Source organism: Streptomyces sp. GL_140, assembly GCF_057834465.1.
The window spans coordinates 4,245,467-4,268,463 of sequence record NZ_CM174404.1 but is presented as its reverse complement, the minus strand read 5'-3'; the positions used below and the strand labels follow the sequence as shown (position 1 = coordinate 4,268,463).

Sequence of the window (22,997 nt, the reverse complement as noted above, 5' to 3'; positions counted from 1 at the left end):
GGGCCGCCCTCATCCGGCTACGAGTTCACGCTCCAGCGGGGTGCGAAAGCGCGGGGTGATACGGGCCTCCCCGAGCCAGTAGCCGAGCCGCTCGGCCTCCGTCGCGATCGTCTTTCCGGCGGAGCGGCCCGGATCCGCGAGCAGCCGGTGGACGATCCGGCCGTCGGGGAGCTGCGCCCAGCCGCCGATGATCTCGCCGTTCCACCACACGGTGGGCCCGATGTTGCCGGCGTGGTCGAAGAGGGCCGTGCGGTGCGCGGGGTCCAGATGGAAGCTGCGGTCGGCCCAGCCCATCGCGCTCGGGTCCAGAGCGGGCAGCAGGGCGGCCCAGGGCTCCGGGGCGGGTACGGGTTCGATGTCGCCGGGACCGACGAACGCGGTGGAGCCGTTGTCCAGCCGGACCTCGTCGGGGGCGACGGCCGCGAGGGCCTTGCGCGTATCGGTGAGGGTCCAGCCGGTCCACCACTTGAGGTCGGCTTCGGTGGCCGGACCGTAGGAGTGAAGCCACCGGCGGGCGAGTTCGGCGCGGGCATCGGCCGCGGGCATGGCTGGCCAGGGCTCGGTGTGCACCCAGCGGTACTGGCTGGAGGTCCACGACCCCCGGGGCCGGTCGCGGCGGATCCGGCCGTCGGCGGCGAGCAGCCGGATGACGCGGGCGGCGACGCCCGTCTCGGTCTCGTACTTCTTGCCCGGGAAGACGGTGATCTTCTGTCGCAGGGCGGGTACGGCGGCGGAGAGCTGGCTGCCGGTGGACGGTCCCCGGGTGTCGAGCGCGTCCAGCGCGGCGGCCTCGGCCCGCGCCAGCCAGTCGGCGTCGAGACCCTGGCCGTCCTCGTGGAGGTGTTTGAGGAGAGTACGGCGCTCCTTCGCGGCGATGGCCCGCGCCGTGGAGGAGTCCACGTACGGCGCGAGTTCGGTGGAGACGGCGAAGAGCGTGTTGCGCATGCTGAGCAGCCGTACCAGGCTCACGTCCTCGTAGAGGGCCCGCTCGATCACGGAGGGCTCGCCCTCGCTCAGCCGGGCGCGGGCCGAGAGGAAGACCGTCGAAGCGTCGGTGGCGTGCAGGCCGATGACGGCGTCCGCGACCTGGGGCACATCGGTGGCGCGGGCGGACGGCGCGAGGCGGTGCCGGCGGCCGAGCCGGTTGCGGCGCTCGGCGTCGGTGACGCGGGGGAGGCTCATCCTCCCGATCGTAGGCCGGGCCGCCGACAGGGGCCCGGCCTACGCACGGACCGGTTCAGAGCTGGAGCTTGAACCCCACGTGGGAGCCGGTGAAGCCGAGCCGTTCGTAGAAGCGGTGGGCATCAATGCGGGCCATGTCCGAGGTGAGCTGGACGAGGCTGCAGTTCTCGGCACGGGACTGTTCGATCGCCCATTCGATGAACCGGGTGCCGAGACCGCTGCCGCGCTCGTCCACATGGACGCGCACACCTTCGATGATCGAACGCGCGGCTCCCTTGCGGGAGAGCCCGGGGACGATCGTCAGCTGGAGTGTGCCGACGACGCGGCCCGCTCGGACGGCGACGACCACATGCTGGTGCGGGTCGCCCGCCAGCCGCTCGAACGCCGCCACGTAGGGGGCCAGATCGTCCGGGGACTCCCGGGTCATGCCGAGCGGATCATCGGCGAGCATCGCGACGATCGCGGGCAGATCCTCCTCGACGGCCGCGCGAATGATCAGGTCGGAGTCTTCTCCGGTCATGGTGTGGTGCTCCTCGCTCACCCTGCCGCCACGGTGAGCGGGGCCCATCGGCGGGTCCAGTCACCGGGCAGGCCGGGGATGTTCCGGGTCATGACGGCATTGAAGGCAACGGAGTCCAGGCCCCGGTCCTTGAGCCAGCCGAGCAACTCTTCGTGGCGCACGTCGACATCGGTGCGCAGCGGCCGGTCGGTGGCGGCGGCCAGCGCGGTGACCAGAGCCTGGGCCGTGGCGGTGTCCCGGGCGACCAGCGGCCCGATGACATGGGTCTCCATGTTGGGCCAGATGGCTCCGTAGCCGATCAGCTCGCCGGAGGGGTCCTCGGCGACGAGCAACCGGTCGGTGAAGGCGGGCAGCCGGATGATCAGGTGCGTCCGGTCGGTGCCGAAGACCTCGCCGTCCAGCCGGAGGATCCGCTGGATGTCCTCGGCGGTGGCCGGCCGGACCGGGACGGTACCCGGGTCGGGCGCACCGGCATCCGGGCGGAAGGCGCCCCGGAGCATCTCGGCACGTCCCGTGGTGTCGAAGCCGAGCTCCTCGTAGAGAGGGCGGCCGTATGGGGTGGCGTGCAGGGTGAGGGGGATGCCCTTGAGGACGTCGTCGCAGATGTAGGTCATCAGGTGTCTGCCGAGCCCCTGGCGGGCGTAGCGTTCGGCGACCAGGACCATGCCGATGGCGGCCAGTTCGGGATCCGCCTGGTCGGGGCCGTACAGGGTGACCACGCAGACCGCCGCGAGCCCCCGTCCGTCCGGGGCTTCGATGCCGTAGCCGTGGCCGGAGGCGAGCAGCAGCCCCCACTTGTGATCCTCGCGGGGCCAGCCGCGGTCTTCGGAGAGATCGGCGCAGTGATGGAGGTCGTCCACAGTCAGTGCGCGGATCGGCGGGGCGGTGAGATGGGGTGGTGTCACAGCCCCAGCCTGGTTCATCGGCCGGGGCGCGGTCCAGAGGATTTGAGCCGGATGTTTCACGTGAAACATCCGGCCGATGTTTCACGTGAAACACGCTGTTTCACGTGAAACGGAGCCACTAGCCTCGACGGTTATGACCCTCCTGCACCTCTTCGACCTCGATGGAACGCTGATGTACGGATCGGCGGCACCCGTCGAGATCTCCCGTCAGCTCGGACTGACGGACGAGATCGCCCGGCTGGAACAGGCCTTCGCGGCACAGGAGATCGGGCCGCACGAGTTCTCGCTGGCCGCCCAGAAGCTCTGGGCGGACCTGACCCCGGCACATGTGCGGACGGCGTTCGACGGGGCTCCCTGGATGTCGGGCATCCGGGAGGTGTGGCAGGAGATCCGGGAACGCGGGGACTACTGCGCGGTGATCTCGCTGTCACCCTCGTTCTTCGTGGAGCTCCTGCTGGAGTGGGGTGCGCATGCCGCGCACGGTTCGGTCTTCCCGGAGGTTCCGTTCACACGGCCGGTGGACGTGGCCGGGATCCTGACGCCGGAGGGCAAAGTGACGGTCGCCGACCGGCTGTGCGCGCAGTTCGGGCTGGAGCGGAGCGACTGTGTCGCGTACGGGGACTCGAGTACCGACCTGGCGCTCTTCGAGGCCGTCCCGCGCTCGGTCGCGGTGAACGCCCGGCCGTACCTCGTGGAGAAGGCGACGCACGTCTACGAGGGCCGCGATCTGCGGGAGGCATACCAGCTGACAGGGGTGCCGTGCACGGGAGTTGAGGCATCTTAAGGGGAAAGTGGGTTCGAAACGCGGATTTCCCGCATTTCCCCGCAAGCTCTGGGGCGGACTGGCACGCTGTGGAACCCGGAACCACGGATTCGAAGGCCGTGGCGTGTGCAGACCTACCGAGATGCTCGAAGCGAGGCACCGCATGGACGCTCCGCCCACCAGATCGGCCAGACGGAGGACCGCCCGGATACCGTCCGGGGGCAGTGCGCCAGAGGCCTCTCCCGCACCCTCCCCCGATGCCGTCCTCATCCGCCGGACCCTCGCGGAAATCGCACCCGTCGCCGACAAGGTGACTTCCTACTTCTACGCCCTGGTGTTCACGGCCCACCCGGACCTGCGGGGGATGTTCCCCGCCGCCATGGATACCCAGCGGGACCGGTTGTTGAAGGCGCTGCTGACCGCCGCCGAGCACATCGACCATCCCGAGGTGCTCACCGCGTACCTGAGCCGGCTGGGCAGCGGGCACCGCAAGTACGGCACCCAGCCCGGCCACTATCCGCCGGTCGGCGAGGCCCTGATCGGGGCCCTGGCCCGGTACGCCCACGACACCTGGGGGCCGGAGACGGAAGCCGCCTGGGCGCGGGCGTACACCGCGATCTCCCAGATCATGATCGACGCGGCGGCCGAGGCCGACACGAAGGCGCCGCCGTGGTGGCACGCCGAAGTGGTCTCCCACGATCTGCGCACCTCGGACATCGCAGTGATCACCGTCCGCCCCAACCAGCCGTACCCGTTCCTCGCGGGCCAGTACACGAGCCTGGAGACACCGTGGTGGCCACGGGTCTGGCGGCACTACTCCTTCGCCTCGGCCCCCCGCGCGGACGGACTGCTGTCCTTCCACGTGAAGGCGGTCCCGGCGGGATGGGTCTCCAACGCGCTGGTACGCCACGCCCGGCCCGGTGACGTCCTGCGGCTCGGGCCGCCGACCGGTTCCATGGTGGTCGACCACAGCACCGACAACGGCATGCTCTGCCTGGGCGGTGGCACGGGCATCGCCCCGATCAAGGCGTTGATCGAGGACGTGGCCGAACACGGGGAACGACGCCCGGTGGAGGTGTTCTTCGGAGCGCGCAGCGACCACGACCTCTACGACAAGGACACCCTGCTGGGCCTCCAGCGCTCGCATCCGTGGCTGTCGGTGCGCCCGGTGGTGTGCGCCGAGGGACTGGCCGGACAGCTGCCGGAGGCCGTCGGCGAGCACGGGCCCTGGAGTTCGTACGACGCGTTCGTCTCGGGGCCGGTGGCGATGATCCGCAGCGGGGTGGATGCGCTCAAGAGGATCGGGATCCCCGGGGAGCGCATCCGCCACGACGAGGTGGAGGAACTGGCGGGCGTCGCCGGCTGATTCCGGCCGGCGCCCGCGATCGGTCCGGAAGGTCAGCCCAGGTCGGGGGCGTGCATAGCGCGCACGCCCTCGATGTTGCCGTCGAGGTAGTGACGCAGGGACAGCGGAACGAGGTGGACGGCGGCGATGCCCACGCGGCTGAAGGGCACGCGGACGATCTCGTACTCGCCCTCCGGCTCGTCGATCTCGGGTCCGTGGCGCTGGCTGGGATCCATGGATTCGAGATGGCAGACGAAGAAGTGCTGCACCTTGACGCCGGTCACTCCGCGGTCGGCGATGTGCTCGACGGTGTCGACGAAGCAGGGCACCACATCGGTGATCTTCGCGCCGAGTTCCTCGTGGATCTCCCGGTGGAGGGCGTCGACGACGGTCAGGTCCGAGGGCTCCACTCCCCCGCCGGGAGTGAGCCAGTAGGGGTCGACGCCGGGCTTGGTGCGCTTGATGAGGATCAGGTCGTCACCGTCGAGCAGGATCGCGCGGGCGGTGCGTTTGACCACGGGACGTTCGGTCATGGGAGAAGAGTGGCCCAGACTTCCGCTTCTGAAACGCATGCCGGTGAAATGCGCCGGGGCGAGAGCCGGGCGGTCCGGGTCACCGGGCGGGAGACCCGGACCGCCTTCCAGACCGTTGATCAGGCCGTGGATCCGGCGACGTCGAGGGCCCGAAGCACGTCCGCGACGAGGTCCTCGGTGTCCTCGGCCCCGGCGGAGAAGCGGATGAACCCCTCCGGCACGGCGTCGCCGCCCCACCGCCCGCGCCGCTCCGCGGTGGATCGCACCCCGCCGAAGCTGGTGGCGTCCTCGACGAGGCGCAGGGCCGCCATGAATCGTTCCGCATGCGCGCGGTCGGCCAGGGTGAAGGAGACCACCGAGCCGAAGCCCCGCATCTGGCCCGCGGCCGTCTTGTGGGACGGATCCGAGGCCAGGCCCGGGTAGCGCAGCCCCGAGACGTCCGCGCGGCCGGAGAGGGCCTCGGCGACGGCGAGCGCGTTGGTCCACTGGCGCTCGTTGCGCAACTGGATGGTGGCCAGGGAGCGGTGGGCGAGCCAGGCCTCCATGGGGCCCGGGATCGCGCCGACCACCTTGCGCCAGCGGCGGATCCCCGCGGCGAGCTCGGCGTTGCGGCAGACGACGTAGCCGAGCAGCAGGTCGCCGTGGCCCGTCAGGCCCTTGGTGCCGCTGGCCACCGAGAAGTCGGCGCCGAGCTCCAGAGGACGCTGGCCGAGGGGGGTCGCGAGGGTGTTGTCGACGGCGACCAGGGTGCCGCCCGCGTGCGCCGCGTCCACGAGGCGCCGGATGTCGCAGACCTCGAGCCCGGGGTTGGACGGGGTCTCCAGCCACAGCAGCCGGGCTCCGTCGAGGACCTCGAGCTGGGCGTCCCCGCCGGTGGGGGCGGTGCGCACGTGGACCCCGTACGCCTCAAGCTGCTCCCGTACGAGGGGCAGGGCCTGGTAGCCGTCGTCGGGCAGGACCACGGTGTCGCCGGCCCGCGCCTGGGAGAGCAGGACGGCGCAGACCGCGGCCATGCCGGAGGCGAAGACGACGGTGTCCACACCCTCTTGCCCGGGGGCTTCCAGTTCCCCGATGGCCCGCTCCAGCAGGGTCCACGTGGGGTTGGCCTCGCGCCCGTAGGTGTACGGGCCTTCGACGTCGCCGGGGAGGTGGAAATGGGCGGCGAAGACCGGACCGGGCAGCGTCGGCTCGTTCTTGGCTGGCTCGGGCAGGCCGGCGCGGACGGCGACGGTGCCGTCCCCGAGCCGCGCCGCGCGAGCGGGAGCGCTGTCGGGTGTGCTCATGGGGTGTGCTCCTTCACAGCTTCGCGTACGGCGTCCAGCAGGCCGGGTCCGGCCGCCTCGACCAGTTCCAGGCACTCTTCGAATCCGTCGAAGGGCCCGTAGTAGGGATCGGGTACGTCGCCCTGCGAGGTCGTGGCCGCCGGGTCGTAGGACCGCAGCAGCCGGACCTTGGCGGCATCCTCCGGCGTGGGAGCGAGAGCCCTCAGGTCGCGGAGGTGCCCGGCGTCGAGCGCGATGACGAGGTCCAGACCGGCGAACCAAGAGGTCCGGAACTGCCGGGCCCGGTGGGCCTGTTCGTACCCGGCGGCCTCCAGGACGGCGACGGTGCGCGGATCGGCGCCGTCCCCCTCGTGCCAGCCGCCGGTGCCCGCGCTGTCGACCTCGACCAGGTCCGCGAGCCCGGCGTCGGCGACGAGGGAGCGGAAGACGGACTCGGCCATGGGCGAGCGGCAGATGTTGCCGGTGCAGACGAAGCACACGCGGTACATGGGCGCCCGCTTCAGTTCTTGTCGGGCAGGACCATGTTCACGGCCCAGGAGACGATGGAGATGATGAGGGCGCCGACCACCGCGGTCCAGAAGTTGTCCACGTGGAAGCTGAGGTCGAACTGCTTCGCCAGCCACGAGGTCAGCATCAGCATCAGCGCGTTCACCACGAGGGTGAACAGGCCGAGGGTGAGGATGAAGAGCGGCAGCGAGAACAGCTTCACCACGGGCTTGACGATGGAGTTGACCACGCCGAAGATCAGCGCGACCAGGATCAGGGTGAGCGTGCGGCGGCCCAGGCTGCTGCCGTCGTCGAGGGTGATGCCCGCGAGGAGCCAGATGGCGACGGCGAGGGCCGCGGCGTTGGCCACTGTCTTGACTACGAAATTCGTCATGTGTCCGATCGTTGCAGAGATGATCCCCGTGGAACATCAGCTGATCTGCGGATGGTCACGGCACGAGAGAGCACAAGGGGTACAAAGACGATGAAGGCCTTCAGGCTGACCGAGCTCGAGGCCGAGCGGGCCGCCAACGAGGGTGCCTATCTGCAGTTCCTGCGCGAGCGGAACATGTCGGTGGGGCTCTACGCGCTGGACGCCGGTGAGAGCGACCCGCAGCAGCCGCACGGCCAGGACGAGGTGTACTTCGTCGTGAGCGGCCGGGCCTCCATCACCGTCGGGGAGGAGACGACGACGGTGGCGAACGGGAGCGTGGTTTACGTGCCGGCCGGAGTGCCGCACAAGTTCCACCACATCACCGAGAACCTCAAAGTGATGGTGGTCTTCTCTCCGCCGGAAGGGTGAACGGACACCGGGACTGAGGGTCGGGAGCCCGGTCCCCCTAGGGGTCGGATCAGGGGACTCCGAGGGCTCGAGGGCCCCCGCCGGGATCCGTGGCCTCCTAGCATCGAGAGCAGGAAGTCACGGACAAGGAAGAGGTTGGGGACATGGAAGGCATCCGAGGGATATTCGAGGGCATGCCCTGGTGGGTCAAGTGGGTCGCCGTTCCGCTGCTGGTGCTGTTCGTCTTCGGCGGTGTGATCACCACGGTGCTGGGCGCGCTGATCAGCTTCGTATTCAAGGCGCTCCTCCTCGCGGCCCTCGTCGGTGGCCTGATCTTCGTCGTCAAGAAGTTCACGGGCAGCGGGACGAAGTCCTCCTCCGAAGGCTGGTAGAACTCGGGCAACACCGGGATTAACCCAGGTGAGGGAACGTGAAGCGCTAAACCGCTCACAGCCCGGGAATCGGCGGATAGAGTGGCAATCTGTGCCGTTCCCTGGGCGCCGAAAGCCGGTACTGCCGCCCTGACCTGCGGTTCTTGTAAACAGCCGCCGAGCACGACCCCCAGGAGTCACGGCACACGCGGGGGCGGCCCCCGCAGGGTGGGCCCCCCCAAGGCCCGCCGCCACGCCTGGGGGTGAGCTTTGTCTTCGGTTCACAATGCCGGTGTGCCGACTCTGATCGGTTCGGTGCAGAGGGCATTGAGGCTGCTCGAAGCGGTCGGTTCCCATAGCGAGGGAGCCCCGGCGAAACAACTGGCGCGCGAGGCCGGGCTCCCGCTTCCCACCGCGTACCACCTCCTGCGCACCCTGACGCACGAGGGCTATCTGCGTCGGGAGAGCGGCGTCTTCGTCCTGGGTGACGCCGCGGGCCGACTGGCCGGTGTCGGGCTCCCGCAGAAACGTCGCAGCATGATCCTCGACTCCCTCGCGCACTTCCGCGACGCGGTCGGGGCCCCCGTCTACTTCGCGGTCTACCGCGAGGGTGAAATCGAGGTCGTGGGAGTATCGGACACCCCGGCCAATCCGGCCTGCGAGGAGTGGGCCGACTTCCGCGAGACCGGCCACGCGCACGCCATCGGGCAGTGCCTGCTCGCCCAGCTCGACGAGAAGACGCGCAGGGACTACTACGACCGCCACCCGGTCGAGGCCATCACCCCTTACACGGTGTCCGACATGCGGGCTCTGGAGCAGCGGATCGGCTCCATGGAGCGGATGCAACCGGTGACCGAGCGGCAGGAGTACGCCCTGGGAACGGTGTGCGCGGCCATCCCCATCACCGCCGGAGACACCGCGGCGACCATGGCGATTTCTCTCCCTCTGCACCACGAAAATCGATTGCTGTATGCGGTCGATCGGCTACGGAGTGAAGTAGGCGCGCTGTTGAGCACCCTCTCGTTCTCTATCAGTATCTGAAAACTCACTCCTTGTGATCTGCTAGCGCTTCCACCACTCTTGTCAAGAGGGCCTTGGGGGACCATTCCTGGCCACTTCAACTACAGCAGGGTAGGCAATGCGCGAGTCGGTACAGGCAGAGGTCATGATGAGTTTCCTCGTTTCCGAGGAGCTCTCGTTCCGGATCCCGGTGGAGCTCCGGTACGAGGCGCGTGATCCTTACGCAGTCCGCCTGACCTTCCACCTTCCCGGAGACGCGCCCGTGACCTGGGCGTTCGGCCGGGAGCTGCTTCTCGACGGGATCAACAAGCCTTGCGGCGACGGTGATGTCCACATCGCCCCCACCGACCCGGAGGAGCTGTCCGATGTCCACATCCGACTGCAGGTGGGTGCGGACCGGGCTCTTTTCCGTGCGAGCGCGGCTCCGCTCGTCGCGTTCCTCGACCGCACCGACCGGATCGTTCCGCTCGGACAGGAGCGCAACCTCGGGGATTTCGAGGAGAACCTCGACGAGGCGCTCGACAAGATCCTGGCGGAGTCCCGGCAGAACGAGCAGAACGCAGGCTGACCGGCGGCCGACGGCGCAGTGGGCTGACCAGAGCCTGCCGACCGACCGGAATGAGGTGCCGGCGCGCTGAGCGCACCGCTTTGCCGTGGCCCAGGACCGGCCGCGCGCGACTGGCCGGCCGCGCCCGCCGGTTGCTCGTCCCTGGCCCGTCCGTCGCCGGTCAGCGCTTGCGGCGCCGGCCCCGGCCGCCGCGCAGTGGCCCAGAGGTCGCCGGGGCAGCCGTGCCCGCCGGGGATCCCGCACGGTCGGCGGACACCACCAGCGCGGCCAGCGCCGTCGTCACGGGCACCGAGGCGACCAGTCCGATCGAGCCCACGAGCGTCCGTACGATCTCTTCCGCGACCAGCTCGCTGTTGGCCACCGAACCCATGCTGCTGTTCGCGATCGAGAACAGCAGGAGCAGTGGCAACGCGGCGCCCGCGTAGGCCAGTACCAGGGTGTTGACCACCGAGGCGATGTGGTCCCGACCGATCCGGATGCCCGCCCGGTACAGCTCACGCGGGCCCATCGAAGGGTCTGCCTGGTGGAGTTCCCAGACGGCTGACGTCTGGGTGACCGTCACGTCGTCGAGTACGCCGAGCGATCCGATGATGACACCCGCAAGCAGCAAACCGCTCATGTCGATGTGCGGGTAGAGCCCGTGGATCAGTCCGGTGTTGTCGTCGGTGTTGCCGCTCAGGAACGCCCAGCCGATGAACAGCGAGCCCAGCAGGCCGATCAGCACCAGCGACACGATGGTGCCGAGGACCGCCACTGAGGTACGGGCCGTCAGGCCGTGGCACATGTAGAGCGCGATCAGCATGATGGCGCTGGCTCCGACCACCGCCACCACCAGGGGGTTCGAGCCCTGGAGGATCGCGGGGAGGATGAACAGGGTCAGTACGCCGAAGCTGACGACGAGGGCGATGAGTGCGAACACACCGCGCATCCGCCCGACGACGACGACCGCGAGGGCGAAGATGCCCGCCAGCAGGGCCATCGGGAATTTGCGGTTCACGTCGATCACGGAGTACTGGAGGTCGCGGGGCGCGTCCGGCGCGTAGGCGACCACCACTTCCTGGCCGTTCGTCAACTGTCGTGGTGCGCCTGGCTGGACGATCTCGAAGAACTCGCGGCCCTTGTCGGGGCCGGTGGAGACCTGGACGGTCGCCTTCTTGCAGTTGCCGGTCTGTTCGGCGACCGCCTCGCGGCCCGATGGGGTGGAGGTGTCGCCGGTGGCCGGCACCTGCGCGGCATTCACCGCTTTGCAGTCGACCTGTGCGAGCGCGACGACCTTGCCCTGCTGGGTCTGGCGGTCGAAGCCGACCCCGGATCGTTCGTGCGCCGGGGCGCCGCCCGGCCAGAGCACGACCATGCCGACCACGACGGCGGCGGCGAAGGGGATCAGCACGGCGGCGATCACCTTGCGCAGGTGCTTCGAGACGGGGGCTGCCGGACCGTGGCTGTGCGAGTGGCCGTGGGAATGCCCGGACGAGTGCCCGGGTGCGTGTCCCGGCGAGGGCTCGGGCTCCGCGTGCGCGTGGCCGGCGTGGTCGGTGTGACCAGCGGGATCTGTGGGCTCGATGGGGGGCTGCGGCGAGGACGTCACCGGCAGATCATCGCAACAGATGAGGGGGCCCACTGTTCAGCACGCCACACATGACGCTAGCGTGGGGGCTACTTTGCACAACGCGGGAGCTCGGAGCACCGGGCTGAGAGGGCGCTGATCACCGTTCGCATTCGAAGATGCGTACGGGAGGAGGCTGCGTCGACCGCCGAACCTGTTACCGGGTAATGCCGGCGTAGGGAGATTAGGTCTCATGACCATTCAGGACGCACGCACGCCTGCCGTCAGCCAGGACGCCGACGGCCAGACCGAGCGCCAGCCTGGCTGGCACAAGGGGTACGTGGCGGGCTCCCGCCCCGACATCCGGGTGCCGGTTCGCCAGGTCCACCTCACCAACGGCAAGGACGTGACGCTCTACGACACGTCCGGTCCGTACACCGACCCGCAGATCGAGACCGACGTCCGCCGGGGTCTTGCGCCCCTGCGCGAAAACTGGATCATCGGCCGTGGTGACACCGAGGAGTACGCGGGCCGCCCCGTGCGCCCCGAGGACGACGGCATCAAGCACACCTCGCCGCGCGGTGGTCTCAAGAACCTCGACGCGGTCTTCCCGGGCCGTCCGCGCCAGCCCCGCCGGGGCCGTGGCGGCGCTGCCGTCACGCAGCTCGCGTACGCCCGCCGGGGCGAGATCACCCCGGAGATGGAGTACGTCGCGATCCGCGAGAACGTCTCCCCCGAGGTCGTCCGGGAGGAGATCGCCGCAGGTCGCGCGGTCATGCCGGTGAACGTGAACCATCCCGAGATCGAGCCGATGATCATCGGCAAGCGGTTCCTGGTGAAGGTCAACGCCAACATCGGAAACTCCGCGGTCACCTCCTCGATCGAGGAGGAGGTCGACAAGATGACCTGGGCGACCAAGTGGGGCGCCGACACGGTCATGGACCTCTCGACCGGTCGCAACATCCACACCACCCGCGAGTGGGTGCTGCGCAACTCCCCCGTGCCGATCGGCACCGTGCCGCTGTACCAGGCCCTGGAGAAGGTCGACGGCCGCGCCGAGGACCTGACCTGGGAGATCTACAAGGACACGGTCATCGAGCAGGCCGAGCAGGGCGTCGACTACATGACGGTGCACGCCGGCGTGCTGCTGTCGTACGTCCCGCTGACCGCGCGCCGCAAGACCGGCATCGTCTCGCGCGGTGGCTCGATCATGGCCGCGTGGTGCCTGGCGCACCACAAGGAGAACTTCCTCTACACGAACTTCGAGGAGCTCTGCGAGATCCTCGCGACGTACGACGTCACGTACTCGCTGGGTGACGGCCTGCGCCCCGGTTCCATCGCGGACGCCAACGACGCGGCGCAGTTCGCGGAGCTGAAGACGCTGGGCGAGCTGAACACCATCGCCAAGCGGTACAACGTCCAGACGATGATCGAGGGCCCCGGGCACGTCCCGATGCACAAGATCAAGGAGAACATCGACCTCCAGCAGGAGATCTGCGAAGAGGCGCCGTTCTACACGCTGGGCCCGCTGACCACGGACGTCGCACCCGCGTACGACCACATCACCTCGGGCATCGGCGCCGCGATGATCGCCTGGTGGGGCACCGCCATGCTCTGCTACGTCACGCCCAAGGAGCACCTGGGCCTGCCGAACCGCGACGACGTGAAGACCGGCGTCATCACGTACAAGATCGCTGCTCACGCGGCGGACCTGGCCAAGGGCCACCCGGGCGCCCAGGAATGGGACGACGCCCTGTCGGACGCGCGGTTCGAGTTCCGGTGGGAGGACCAGTTCAACCTGGCCCTCGACCCGGACACGGCCCGTTCGTTCCACGACGAGACCCTCCCGGCCGAGCCGGCCAAGACCGCGCACTTCTGCTCCATGTGCGGTCCGAAGTTCTGCTCGATGAAGATCTCCCAGGACATCCGCCGCGAGCACGGCGGAGACCTGAAGGCCGAGGAGATCCAGGCCGGCATGGCGGAGAAGTCCGCCGAGTTCGCGGCCTCGGGCAACCGCGTATACCTGCCGCTGGCCGACTGACGCACGGTGCACTGACGTACGGCCGGGCGGTCCCGCGACCCATGGGGGGAGTCGCGGGACCGTCCCGGCCGTTCACGGTCAGGCGACGACTCGGTACGCCGCGCCCAGCTTGCGCTGGGCGAAGTCGAGGTTTTGGGAGACCCGCTCACGCTGCTCTTCGGGCAGCTCGCCCTCGCTCAGGAGCCGTTCGCAGCACTCCAGCGACTCCTGGTACTGCCCGGTCCAGTAGGCGGCGATCGCGAGCTCGTCGAGCGCGCGCCACTCGTGCCACGAGAACTCGACGAAGAGGATGTCCTGGGGGCGGGGGATGCGCACCGCCTCCCGGGCGAACATGTAGGCGAGCGGCCAGCGGTTCTGGACGCGGCAGAGACGGGCGAGCTCGCCGATTGCCTCGGCGCGTGTGGGACGGCTCTCGTGCGCGCGCAGGTAGCGGTCCATTACCTCCGCCGGCGGCCGGTCGAGACTCGCGGCGAGCCGTGCGGCGTAGACCTGGGCGCAGTACGTCTCCTCGGCGAAGCCGGTCATGCCGGCCCGCCGGTCGTAGGCGGCGAGGGACTTCTCGGGTTCGCCCGCGTCCCGCCAGCTCTGGCCGAGGTAGAACACGTAGCGGGTGTTGTCGGGTTCCTTGATCAGCCCTTGTTCGAGGATCTCCGCGTCGCGCAGGTACTTCTGCCGCTGGCCGCCCTCCCGGAGGCGGGCGCCGCCGCCGACGCTGAGGATGTTGGCGCCTTCGAGCACGCCGAGGCTGTGCTCCGTGCCGCATTCGATGTACTCGTGGAGTACGCCGACGTAGCGCCAGGGCAGCCGCGTGGAGACCAGCGCAGGCCGCCAGTGGATGATCGGCCCGTCGTGCAGGGCGACTTGATAGGCGTCGAGGGTCAGGTCCGGCATCCGGAATCCTGGCTGTACCTGCATCTCGTCGTCGGCGTCGATGAACAGCAGGTAGTCGGCGCTGGAGCGGGCGAGTTCGATGGCCTCGGTGCGGCTGCCGTCGAACCCCTTCCACGGGCGTTCGTGGAGTACCCCGGGCAGATCGCTGAAGCAGTCCCGGATGACGTCCTGTGTGCCGTCCGTCGAGCCGGTGTCCACGATCACCCACGTGTCGATCAGGGGACGCATCGAGTCGAGGCACTTCCGGATGGTCGGAGCCTCGTTCTTGACGATCATGTTGAGGCAGACTGTTGGTTTCACGGGTCCCGTCCGCTGTAGTGGCGTTCCTGCCGGCGGTGGGGCCGCTGTGCCTCTACGACCACTTCTAGGGCTCTGCTCACGGCGCGCCGGTCCGGATGGATCGTCGGCGACTCTAGGGATCGGGCCCGGGGCATCGGTGGGCGGCGCGCCGACCGGTCCGCAGGTTAGTGGGTCGAGCGCTCCGATGTTTCACGTGAAACAGAGGTGGCGTTTCACGTGAAACATCGCCCCGCCGAGTGCTGCTCGGGTCCTCCGAAGCCGTCAGCACGCAGTAGCCATCACTCCGGCTCGGTCTCCGGGCCGCCGAAGTCCGGGCTGGTGAAGTCCGGGGACGTGTAACCGGGCCTGGGTCCCTGCGACGGGGCCCCGGGGCTGGTGAAGTCGGGCCGGGAGTACCCCAGGTTGGGGATGCGCCCGGCTCCCGGCTTGCGGGGGGCAGGGAACCCGGCAACGGCGCTGGGATCGGCCAGCGCGTCCCGTAGGAACGGCATGATGCCGCGCTCCAGCAGGGCGTTGCGCCAGGCCTCCCGGGCCCGTGACACCTCGTCGGGTATGGACTCGGTCTCGTCCGCCGCCACCTCGGTGGAACTGTTGCGGACGGCCGTCACCAGTAGCCCGATCACGGCGAAGAGCAGGGCCGCGACCGTGAGCCCGCCGAAGAGCCAACCCGCCGTCAGCATGGTGTCCGCGAAGGCCGGTTCGGGCTCGACGGACTTCAGGATGTAGCCCACCATCAGGAAGATCAGCATGGCGGTGCCGGCCAGGACCGGAGCGAGGACCGCGACCACGGCGCCCAGTCCTGCGCCGCCGCCGCTCTGTTCGCCGCTCTCCCTGGCCGTCGTTCCGGGAGTGGACAGGATCTCGCCCTGCCGTTCTTTGCGGACCTTCACGTAATGGTCGTACTCGGCTGCCGCCGCGGCCGTCAGCAGCGCGCTGGCCCCCATGGCCATGGTGCGCAGCTGTTCGGCGTTCAGCCGTTCGCCCAGGGTGGCGAGCTCGGGCCGGTCGTTCGCGGTGCGCAGCGCCTCGTCGAGGAGCCGATCGAACTCCGGTCGGTCTTCGGTGAGCAGGTGCGGAGCGCTGGTCATGTGCATCCCCCGATGCTCCGTAGGGGCCGGTATGCCCGCGTAGACCCGGGCACCGGCACAAACGGAGGAGAGCCTGCTACGGATAGAGCGATGGTAGAGCGCCCATGCCGTGCGTTGACAGGGGCTTTCCGGAAATACCCCGCTCCGGGAAGCCTCAGTCGTTCAACGGGAGTTGCACGACGAGCAGTTTGCCCGCCATCGTCACGCCGCCGTCCATTGCGATGGCCAGCCCGTCGGCGTACACGTGGGGACCGACCACGGCCTCGGGGCCGCGCGGTTCGTCGCCGTCCTCGGTGCCCACCTCGCCCAGCAGGTACGGGATGGGGCTGTGGCCGTGCACGACGCGACTGCCGCCGTAAGTGCCCAGGAGCTCGCGGACGGCCTGCGGCCCCGTGCCCTCGTCGCGGAAGGCGAAGCGCTTGGTGAACTTGCGGAAGAGGTCCCAGGTGATGTCCGCGTCGTTGCGGTTGAGCAGCTCGTGGATGGTGTCGTTGACGTCTTCGACGGAGTCGCCGTAGTCGCGGTAGGCGGTGGTGTCGGAGTGCAGGAGCAGGTGGTCCTCGACCAGGACGGCCGCGTCCAGCCGGGACATCCACTGCAGGTGGACGTCCTGCAGGCGCTCCATGTCGGTGCGCTGACCGCCATTGAGGAGCCAGGCGGCCTGGAAGGTGGCGGTGCCGGCGCCGGAGACGATGGGGGTGTCGCCGAACCGCTTGGCGCCGATGAGCAGGAGCTCGTGGTTGCCCATCAGGGCCTTGCAGTAGCCGCCTGCGGCGGCGGCCTCGGCGGAGAGGCGCATGACGAGGTCGATGACCCCGATGCCGTCGGGTCCGCGGTCGGTGAAGTCGCCCAGGAACCAGAGCCGGGCGTTTCCGGCGGACCAGTTGTGGTCGGCGTCGATGAGGCCCTGGACCTGGAGCTCGGAGACGAGTTCGGCGAGGTAGCCGTGGACGTCGCCGACCACGTAGAGCGGGCCGGGACCGTCGGCCGCGAAGTCCTGGGGGACGTACTGGACCTGGACGGTGTCACCGGGGCCGCCGAGGGCGCCGCGGCCGATGACCGGGAGGTCGCGCTGCGTCGGGGTGTAGTCCTCGAAGTCGCCGTCCCCGGCGTCGCTCTCCTCCGGGACGTGGCTCGTCCCGTACGAGGGCGGGGCCAGGGGCGCGGTCCCGGGTGCGCCGGTGCCGGCGGCGTACGGGGCTTCGTACCCGTAGGCGTGCTGCGCGGGGACGGGAACGGGAGCGGGAGCGAGTGGCGCGGCCGCCGGGCTCTCGTCGTAGTACGCGGGGTACTCCCCGTACACGGGTGCGTCGCCGGCCAGCCCGACGGGCACGGCGACCCCGGAGGGCACGGCAGGCGGGGCGGGTTCGACGAGGGGCACTCGGAAGTCCCGCTGCGTGTCCGTCCGCACCGCGGGTCCCTGACCGGCCCCCTGCGTCATCGACCCCTCCACCACCGTCGCACTGCCGTACACCTGCGGACCTCTCGCCTTCGGGGCGGCGGGTCCGTGATGTCGTGCGCCCATCATAGGAATGCAGCTCGCGCTCTGTGACGCACCAGGGGTGGTGAATCCTGGTCGGAGCTACTTGTTCCTACCGGTTTCTCCCAATATCGGTACTGCTGAAATCCTGGGCGGGGCCACTGGCTCCGCCCAGGGACCGGCGTGGTCGGTCAGTCCTGTGCCGGGGAGCGGGGCGGGCTGACGGTCGTACGGGGCTGCCTGCGCTGGGAGGAAGTACGGATGATCAGTTCGGTCGGGATGACCTGTTCGACGGGTCGTCCGGTGTCGACGCCCTCGATGGCGTCGATGAGCAGTTGTACGACGGCGGTGCCGATGCGGCGCGGTTTGAGGGACAGGGTCGTGATGGGCGGTTCGGTGTTGGCGTACACGGTGGATTCGCTGCAGCACACGAGCAGGAGGTCCTCGGGAACGCGCAGGCCGTAGCGCCGGGCGGCGGCGAGGAGATCGGTGCCGTTGGGGTCGAAGAGCCCGTACACGGCATCGGGCCGGTCGGGTCGGGCGAGCAGCCGGTCGGCGGCGACGGCGCCGGCGCACGGGTCGTGGGCGGGGTAGGACTCGTAGACCGGGTCCTGGCCCACGCGCTCGCACCAGCGGAGGTACGCGGTGGTGGAGAGGCGGGTGTAGGTGTCGGTGGTGGTGCCGGTCAGCAGCCCGATGCGGCGGGCGCCGGCGGCTGCGAGGTGGTCCAGGAGGCCCAGTACGGCGGCCTCGTGGTCGTTGTCCACCCAGGCGGTGACGGGGAGTGAGCCTGCGGGGCGGCCGTCGGAGACCACGGGCAGGCCCTGACGGACCAGTTCGGTCACGACGGGATCGTGGTCGGAGGGGTCGATGACGACGGTGCCGTCGAGGGCCACGTTGGACCAGACATCGTGTCGGGAGGTGGCGGGGAGGATGACGAGGGCGTAGCCGCGGGCGAGCGCGGCGGAGGTGGCTGCCCTGGCCATCTCTGCGAAGTACGCGAATTCGGTGAAGGTGAAAGGTTCATCCCCGTACGTCGTCACGGTCAGGCCGATGAGGCCCGACTTGCCGGTACGGAGGGTGCGGGCCGCCGCGGACGGGCGATAGCCCAGTCGGTCGGCGACCTCGCGGACGTGGCGGCGGGTGGCGTCCGGCAGCCGCCCCTTGCCATTGAGCGCGTCGGAGACGGTCGTGATCGAGACGCCCGCCGCCGCGGCCACGTCCCTGATGCCGGCCCGGCTTTGTCGGCCGGCGGCCCGCCGGGTGGTCTCGGTCCGGCTCACCTGGTGCTTCCCTGCTGCTGTCATGGCGAGCCGATAGTAGGGCTCGGGGGGCCGGGTGGTCCGGATGCATATGCAGGCGTTGACAGGCACGATTCTGCAGGGTTCGCCACCCCCAATGACCTTGGAAACCAAGGTGTTTTCCCGGGAAGGGGGCGAGGGGCGCCTGTCGTCGGGTCCGGGCATGCCAAAACGGTGCGGTCTCGGGCAGCTTTCAACTCACCTGTACGAGGGACGCGCGCCACGGCGCAGGCCACCGGCGCGCGCATATATGCGTGCGCTCTCCCGCATTCCTGGCGCCTGCCGTTCTCGGATGGGCGGAATCCTCATAAGGTGAGGAGTATTGAGTCGACGGCGACGTCGTACGGGATGGTCGAGGAGGACCTGCGGTGAGCGAGAAGAGCCCGAAGCTGCGCGCCGAGCTGGACGGCATCCCCACCTACAAGCCCGGGAAGCCCGCCGCAGCGGGCGGTCCCGTGGCGTTCAAACTGTCCTCGAACGAGAACCCGTACCCCCCGCTGCCTGGGGTGCTGGAGACTGCGGTGGCCGCGGCCGGCCACTTCAACCGCTACCCGGACATGGCGTGCACGGGTCTGGTGAACGAGCTCGCCGACCGGTTCGGGGTCCCCGTGGAGCACATCGCCACGGGCACCGGCTCGGTCGGGGTCGCCCAGTCGCTGATCCAGTCCACGGCGGGGCCGGGTGACGAGGTCATCTATGCCTGGCGGTCTTTTGAGGCTTACCCGATCATCACCCAAATCTCGGGTGCGACCTCGGTCAAGGTCCCGCTGACCGACGGGGACGTGCACGACCTGGACGCGATGTTCGAGGCGATCACCGAACGGACCCGGTTGATCTTCGTCTGCAACCCCAACAACCCCACGGGCACCGCCGTACGCCGGGCCGAACTGGAGCGGTTCCTCGACCGGGTGCCCTCCGACATCCTCATCGTCCTCGACGAGGCGTACAAGGAGTTCGTCCGCGACGTGGAGGTGCCGGACGGCATCGAGCTCTACCGCAGCCGCCCGAACGTCGCCGTGCTGCGCACGTTCTCCAAGGCGTACGGGCTCGCGGGCCTGCGCGTGGGATTCGCGGTGGCACACGAGCCGGTGGCCGCGGCGCTGCGCAAGACGGCGGTGCCCTTCGGCGTCAGCCAGCTCGCCCAGGACGCGGCGGTCGCCTCGCTGCGGGCCGAGGACGAGCTGATGGGCCGGGTCGGGTCGCTGGTCGGCGAGCGCAACCGGGTCCACGGGACGCTGCTGGCCCAGGGCTGGACCGTGGTCCCCGAGACGCAGGCCAACTTCGTGTGGATGCGCCTCGGTGAGCGGACCGCCGATTTCGCGGCGGCCTGCGAGAAGGCCGGCGTGGTGGTCCGGCCCTTCGCGGGCGAGGGCCTGCGGGTCACGATCGGCGAGCCCGAGGCGAACGACATCTTCCTGCACACGGCGGAGGCGTTCTTCAAGGAGATGTAGCCACCCGCTTCGAGCAGGTGTGGCTACGCGAGTTCCACGCGGATGGAGTCGCCGTCGCGGACGGTGGCCAGCAGGCGGGGGTCGCCGTCGAACGAGCCGAGCACGTTGCACGGGCTCGCCAGGCGGCTCTCGCCCCCGCGGGAGATCGGCGTCGGACCGTAGGGCAGCGCGAGAGCGTCGCCCTCGGTCCAGAACGCGACCGTGCCGGGATCGACGACCTGCTGGGCGTCGTGCTCCAGGGCCACGGAAACGCCGGTGTCGAAGTAGACCTCCTCGCCCCAGGTGTTGGCGGTGGCGGAAATCGGGAGTGCTTCGGCAAGCGCCTTGGCGGTCGGGGTTTCGTCGAGGGTCGCGGTGAGGTGGCCGGCGGGCCAGAGGATCCGAATCTTCATGGATCGCATTCAACAATCTGTTGAATGTATTCGCTAGGGGACCCCCCCCTGAAAGGTGCCGTCACCCGTACGACATAATGCTTGTGAATGTGAACGCGTTCACAAGCGTGTCCTGCTTCCTCCCGGATTGAGTGGGATGCGAGAGGCAAACTGCGGCTGTGACCACGGCGAACCGAAGGAGACGAGGACGTGGACCTAGCTTTGGCGCCAGAGACACTGGCGCGATGGCAGTTCGGTATTACGACCGTCTATCACTTCCTCTTCGTTCCCTTGACGATCTCGCTGGCCGCGCTCGTCGCGATCCTGCAGACCGCCTGGGTACGTTCGGAAAAGGAGAAGTACCTCAAGGCCACGAAGTTCTGGGGCAAGCTCTTCCTGATCAACATCGCGATGGGTGTCGTCACCGGCATCGTCCAGGAGTTCCAGTTCGGCATGAACTGGTCCGACTACTCGCGGTTCGTCGGTGACATCTTCGGAGCCCCGCTGGCCTTCGAGGCCCTCATCGCCTTCTTCTTCGAGTCCACCTTCATCGGCCTGTGGATCTTCGGCTGGGACAAGCTCCCCAAGAAGATCCACCTGGCCTGCATCTGGATGGTCTCGATCGGCACCATCCTCTCCGCGTACTTCATCCTCGCGGCGAACTCCTGGATGCAGCACCCGGTCGGCTACCGGATGAACGCGGAGCGGGGCCGGGCCGAGCTCACCGACTTCTGGCTGGTGCTCACCCAGAACACGGCGCTGACGCAGTTCTTCCACACCATGACGGCCGCCTTCCTGGTCGGCGGCGCGTTCATGGTCGGCATCGCCGCCTTCCACCTCTCCCGCAAGCGGCACATCCCCGTCATGCGGACCTCGCTGCGGCTCGGCCTGGTCGTCATGATCATCGCCGGACTGGGTACGGCCATCAGCGGTGACCTGCTCGGCAAGGTGATGTTCAAGCAGCAGCCCATGAAGATGGCCGCCGCCGAGGCGCTCTGGGACGGCGAGGCGCCGGCTCCCTTCTCGGTCTTCGCGTACGGCGACGTCGAGAAGGGCCACAACAAGGTCGCCATAGAGATCCCGGGCCTGCTGTCCTTCCTGGCCAACGACGACTTCACCTCCTTCGTCCCGGGCATCAACGACGTGAACAAGGCCGAGCAGGAGAAGTTCGGGCCCGGCGACTACCGCCCCAACATCCCCGTCGCCTACTGGGGCTTCCGCTGGATGATCGGCTTCGGCATGGCCTCCCTGGGGGTCGGGGTCCTGGGGCTCTGGCTGACCCGCAAGAAGTTCATGCTGCCGCCGGGGCTGCGCACCGGTGAGAACGACGTCCCGCACCTGGTCCTCTTCAAGAAGGCGCTGAGCCCCAAGTTCACCAACCTGTACTGGGTGATCGCGCTCTGGACCATGGGATTCCCGCTGATCGCCAACTCCTGGGGCTGGATCTTCACCGAGATGGGCCGTCAGCCCTGGGTGGTCTACGGAGTCCTGCGCACCCGCGACGCCGTCTCGCCCAACGTCTCCCAGGGCGAGGTGCTCACCTCGATGATCGGCTTCACGCTGCTCTACGCCGTGCTCGCGGTCATCGAAGTCAAGCTGCTCGTGAAGTACGTCAAGGCCGGCCCGCCCGAGCTCACCGAGGCCGACCTCAACCCGCCCACCAAGATCGGCGGGGACGACAAGACCCCCGACCGGCCGATGGCCTTCTCGTACTGAGGCTGGGGAGACCACACCATGCAACTACACGACGTCTGGTTCGTGCTCATCGCCGTCCTGTGGATCGGCTACTTCTTCCTCGAGGGCTTCGACTTCGGGGTCGGCGTACTGACGAAGCTGCTGGCCCGCGACCGCAAGGAGAAGCGGGTCCTGATCAACACGATCGGGCCCGTCTGGGACGGCAACGAGGTCTGGCTGCTCACGGCGGGCGGTGCGACCTTCGCCGCCTTCCCCGAGTGGTACGCCACCCTCTTCTCCGGCTTCTACCTGCCGCTGCTGATCATCCTGATCTGCCTCATCATCCGGGGCGTCTCCTTCGAGTACCGCCACAAGCGTCCCGAGGACAAGTGGCAGACCAACTGGGAACACGCGATCTTCTGGACCTCGCTGATCCCCGCGTTCCTGTGGGGTGTGGCGTTCGCCAACATCGTGCGCGGCGTGAAGATCGACCAGAACAAGGAGTACGTCGGCACCTTCTTCGACCTGCTCAACGTCTACTCGATCCTCGGCGGCCTGGTCACCCTGACCCTCTTCACCTTCCACGGCGCGGTGTTCACCTCGCTCAAGACGGTCGGTGACATCCGGGACCGCTCGCGCAAGCTGGCCATGCAGCTCGGGGTGGTGACCGCCGTACTGGCGCTCGCCTTCCTGATCTGGACCCAGGTCTCGCGCGGCGACGGCTGGAGCCTGATCGCGATGATCGTGGCGGTGCTGTCCCTGGTCGGAGCCCTCGGCTTCAACTTCGCCGGCCGGGAGGGCTGGGCGTTCGCCCTGTCGGGAGTCACCATCGCGGCCGCCGTGGCGATGTTGTTCCTCACGCTCTTCCCGAACGTCATGCCGTCCTCGCTGAACGACGCCTGGAACCTCACGGTCACCAACGCCTCGTCCAGCCCGTACACCCTGAAGATCATGACCTGGTGCGCGGCGGTGGCGACCCCGGTCGTCCTGCTCTACCAGGCGTGGACGTACTGGGTGTTCCGCAAGCGCATCGGTACCCAGCACATCGCCGACGCGCACTGAATCCCGGTCGGCCGACCGGTCCCGCCCGGACCGGC

General features: G+C 69.0%; 23 protein-coding genes. 10 read left to right on the top strand and 13 right to left on the bottom strand.

Going from position 1 to position 22,997, the window contains the following annotated elements; all coding sequences use genetic code 11:
• Positions 1-9 precede the first annotated feature (9 nt).
• The 3 genes from AC3IYJ_RS19910 to AC3IYJ_RS19900 are packed head-to-tail and all read right to left on the bottom strand — an operon-like array spanning position 10 to position 2,607.
• Positions 10-1,182 carry a winged helix DNA-binding domain-containing protein gene (locus AC3IYJ_RS19910; protein ID WP_489402628.1) on the bottom strand — a complete coding sequence of 391 codons (1,173 nt, stop codon included), beginning with the start codon at positions 1,180-1,182 and terminating at the stop codon, positions 10-12.
• A 55-nt stretch (positions 1,183-1,237) separates the two neighbouring features.
• Entirely contained in the window at positions 1,238-1,702 is a 465-nt protein-coding gene (locus AC3IYJ_RS19905; protein ID WP_489402627.1) for a GNAT family N-acetyltransferase, read from the bottom strand.
• 17 nt (positions 1,703-1,719) lie between these two features.
• Positions 1,720-2,607, bottom strand: a complete 888-nt coding sequence (locus AC3IYJ_RS19900) for a GNAT family N-acetyltransferase (RefSeq protein WP_489402626.1) — start codon at positions 2,605-2,607, stop codon at positions 1,720-1,722.
• A 133-nt stretch (positions 2,608-2,740) separates the two neighbouring features.
• On the opposite strand from AC3IYJ_RS19900, the gene AC3IYJ_RS19895 reads away from it, so the two are divergent.
• Complete coding sequence (locus tag AC3IYJ_RS19895) at positions 2,741-3,391, top strand: HAD family hydrolase (RefSeq protein WP_489402625.1); 651 nt, start codon at positions 2,741-2,743, stop codon at positions 3,389-3,391.
• Positions 3,392-3,449: 58 nt separating this feature from the next.
• Positions 3,450-4,736 (top strand): globin domain-containing protein, encoded by a 1,287-nt coding sequence (locus AC3IYJ_RS19890; protein WP_489402864.1) that lies wholly within the window; start codon positions 3,450-3,452, stop codon positions 4,734-4,736.
• A gap of 32 nt (positions 4,737-4,768) precedes the next feature.
• On the opposite strand, the gene AC3IYJ_RS19885 is transcribed toward AC3IYJ_RS19890, so the two are convergent.
• The 4 genes from AC3IYJ_RS19885 to AC3IYJ_RS19870 all read right to left on the bottom strand — a co-directional run bounded on the left by AC3IYJ_RS19885 (position 4,769) and on the right by AC3IYJ_RS19870 (position 7,411).
• Complete coding sequence (locus AC3IYJ_RS19885; protein WP_489402624.1) at positions 4,769-5,248, bottom strand: NUDIX domain-containing protein; 480 nt, start codon at positions 5,246-5,248, stop codon at positions 4,769-4,771.
• A gap of 119 nt (positions 5,249-5,367) precedes the next feature.
• Positions 5,368-6,531 (bottom strand): cystathionine gamma-lyase, encoded by a 1,164-nt coding sequence (locus AC3IYJ_RS19880; protein WP_489402623.1) that lies wholly within the window; start codon positions 6,529-6,531, stop codon positions 5,368-5,370.
• Complete coding sequence (locus tag AC3IYJ_RS19875; protein ID WP_489402622.1) at positions 6,528-7,019, bottom strand: low molecular weight protein-tyrosine-phosphatase; 492 nt, start codon at positions 7,017-7,019, stop codon at positions 6,528-6,530. The genes AC3IYJ_RS19880 and AC3IYJ_RS19875 overlap by 4 nt, the downstream gene beginning before the upstream one ends.
• Before the next feature lie 11 nt (positions 7,020-7,030).
• Positions 7,031-7,411: a phage holin family protein gene (locus tag AC3IYJ_RS19870; RefSeq protein ID WP_489402621.1), complete on the bottom strand. Its 381-nt coding sequence runs from the start codon at positions 7,409-7,411 to the stop codon at positions 7,031-7,033.
• A 90-nt stretch (positions 7,412-7,501) separates the two neighbouring features.
• Between AC3IYJ_RS19870 and AC3IYJ_RS19865 the strand changes: the two genes are divergently transcribed.
• The 4 genes from AC3IYJ_RS19865 to AC3IYJ_RS19850 all read left to right on the top strand — a co-directional run bounded on the left by AC3IYJ_RS19865 (position 7,502) and on the right by AC3IYJ_RS19850 (position 9,757).
• Entirely contained in the window at positions 7,502-7,819 is a 318-nt protein-coding gene (locus AC3IYJ_RS19865) for a cupin domain-containing protein (protein WP_330297408.1), read from the top strand.
• 152 nt (positions 7,820-7,971) lie between these two features.
• Positions 7,972-8,190, top strand: coding sequence for a DUF5326 family protein (locus AC3IYJ_RS19860; RefSeq protein ID WP_489402863.1), 219 nt, complete (start codon positions 7,972-7,974; stop codon positions 8,188-8,190).
• 282 nt (positions 8,191-8,472) lie between these two features.
• Positions 8,473-9,210 (top strand): IclR family transcriptional regulator, encoded by a 738-nt coding sequence (locus tag AC3IYJ_RS19855; RefSeq protein WP_489402862.1) that lies wholly within the window; start codon positions 8,473-8,475, stop codon positions 9,208-9,210.
• A 97-nt stretch (positions 9,211-9,307) separates the two neighbouring features.
• Positions 9,308-9,757 (top strand): SsgA family sporulation/cell division regulator, encoded by a 450-nt coding sequence (locus tag AC3IYJ_RS19850; protein ID WP_330297406.1) that lies wholly within the window; start codon positions 9,308-9,310, stop codon positions 9,755-9,757.
• Positions 9,758-9,917: 160 nt separating this feature from the next.
• On the opposite strand, the gene AC3IYJ_RS19845 is transcribed toward AC3IYJ_RS19850, so the two are convergent.
• Entirely contained in the window at positions 9,918-11,345 is a 1,428-nt protein-coding gene (locus tag AC3IYJ_RS19845) for a YibE/F family protein (RefSeq protein ID WP_489402620.1), read from the bottom strand.
• Between the two features lie 211 nt (positions 11,346-11,556).
• Between AC3IYJ_RS19845 and thiC the strand changes: the two genes are divergently transcribed.
• Entirely contained in the window at positions 11,557-13,344 is a 1,788-nt protein-coding gene (thiC, locus tag AC3IYJ_RS19840; RefSeq protein ID WP_489402619.1) for a phosphomethylpyrimidine synthase ThiC, read from the top strand.
• A gap of 78 nt (positions 13,345-13,422) precedes the next feature.
• On the opposite strand, the gene AC3IYJ_RS19835 is transcribed toward thiC, so the two are convergent.
• From AC3IYJ_RS19835 to AC3IYJ_RS19820, 4 genes are all read right to left on the bottom strand, one after another.
• Entirely contained in the window at positions 13,423-14,511 is a 1,089-nt protein-coding gene (locus AC3IYJ_RS19835; RefSeq protein ID WP_489402618.1) for a tetratricopeptide repeat-containing glycosyltransferase, read from the bottom strand.
• Between the two features lie 302 nt (positions 14,512-14,813).
• Entirely contained in the window at positions 14,814-15,629 is an 816-nt protein-coding gene (locus AC3IYJ_RS19830; RefSeq protein WP_489402617.1) for a hypothetical protein, read from the bottom strand.
• Positions 15,630-15,777: 148 nt separating this feature from the next.
• Positions 15,778-17,064, bottom strand: coding sequence for a metallophosphoesterase (locus AC3IYJ_RS19825; RefSeq protein ID WP_489402616.1), 1,287 nt, complete (start codon positions 17,062-17,064; stop codon positions 15,778-15,780).
• A gap of 230 nt (positions 17,065-17,294) precedes the next feature.
• On the bottom strand, positions 17,295-18,410 hold the full coding sequence (locus tag AC3IYJ_RS19820; protein ID WP_215021268.1) for a LacI family DNA-binding transcriptional regulator: 1,116 nt from the start codon (positions 18,408-18,410) through the stop codon (positions 17,295-17,297).
• A gap of 362 nt (positions 18,411-18,772) precedes the next feature.
• Between AC3IYJ_RS19820 and hisC the strand changes: the two genes are divergently transcribed.
• The gene (gene hisC / locus AC3IYJ_RS19815) at positions 18,773-19,855 is read left to right on the top strand and encodes a histidinol-phosphate transaminase (protein WP_489402615.1); all 1,083 of its coding nucleotides are present in this window, start codon (positions 18,773-18,775) and stop codon (positions 19,853-19,855) included.
• 23 nt (positions 19,856-19,878) lie between these two features.
• Here hisC and AC3IYJ_RS19810 read toward each other — a convergent pair whose 3' ends face one another.
• On the bottom strand, positions 19,879-20,247 hold the full coding sequence (locus AC3IYJ_RS19810; RefSeq protein WP_384651090.1) for a cyclophilin-like fold protein: 369 nt from the start codon (positions 20,245-20,247) through the stop codon (positions 19,879-19,881).
• Between the two features lie 189 nt (positions 20,248-20,436).
• Here AC3IYJ_RS19810 and AC3IYJ_RS19805 point away from each other — a divergent pair, with 189 nt between their 5' ends.
• Together AC3IYJ_RS19805 and cydB are read left to right on the top strand one after the other, a co-directional pair.
• On the top strand, positions 20,437-21,942 hold the full coding sequence (locus AC3IYJ_RS19805) for a cytochrome ubiquinol oxidase subunit I (protein WP_489402614.1): 1,506 nt from the start codon (positions 20,437-20,439) through the stop codon (positions 21,940-21,942).
• Between the two features lie 18 nt (positions 21,943-21,960).
• Complete coding sequence (gene cydB, locus AC3IYJ_RS19800) at positions 21,961-22,962, top strand: cytochrome d ubiquinol oxidase subunit II (protein WP_489402613.1); 1,002 nt, start codon at positions 21,961-21,963, stop codon at positions 22,960-22,962.
• Positions 22,963-22,997 lie beyond the last annotated feature (35 nt).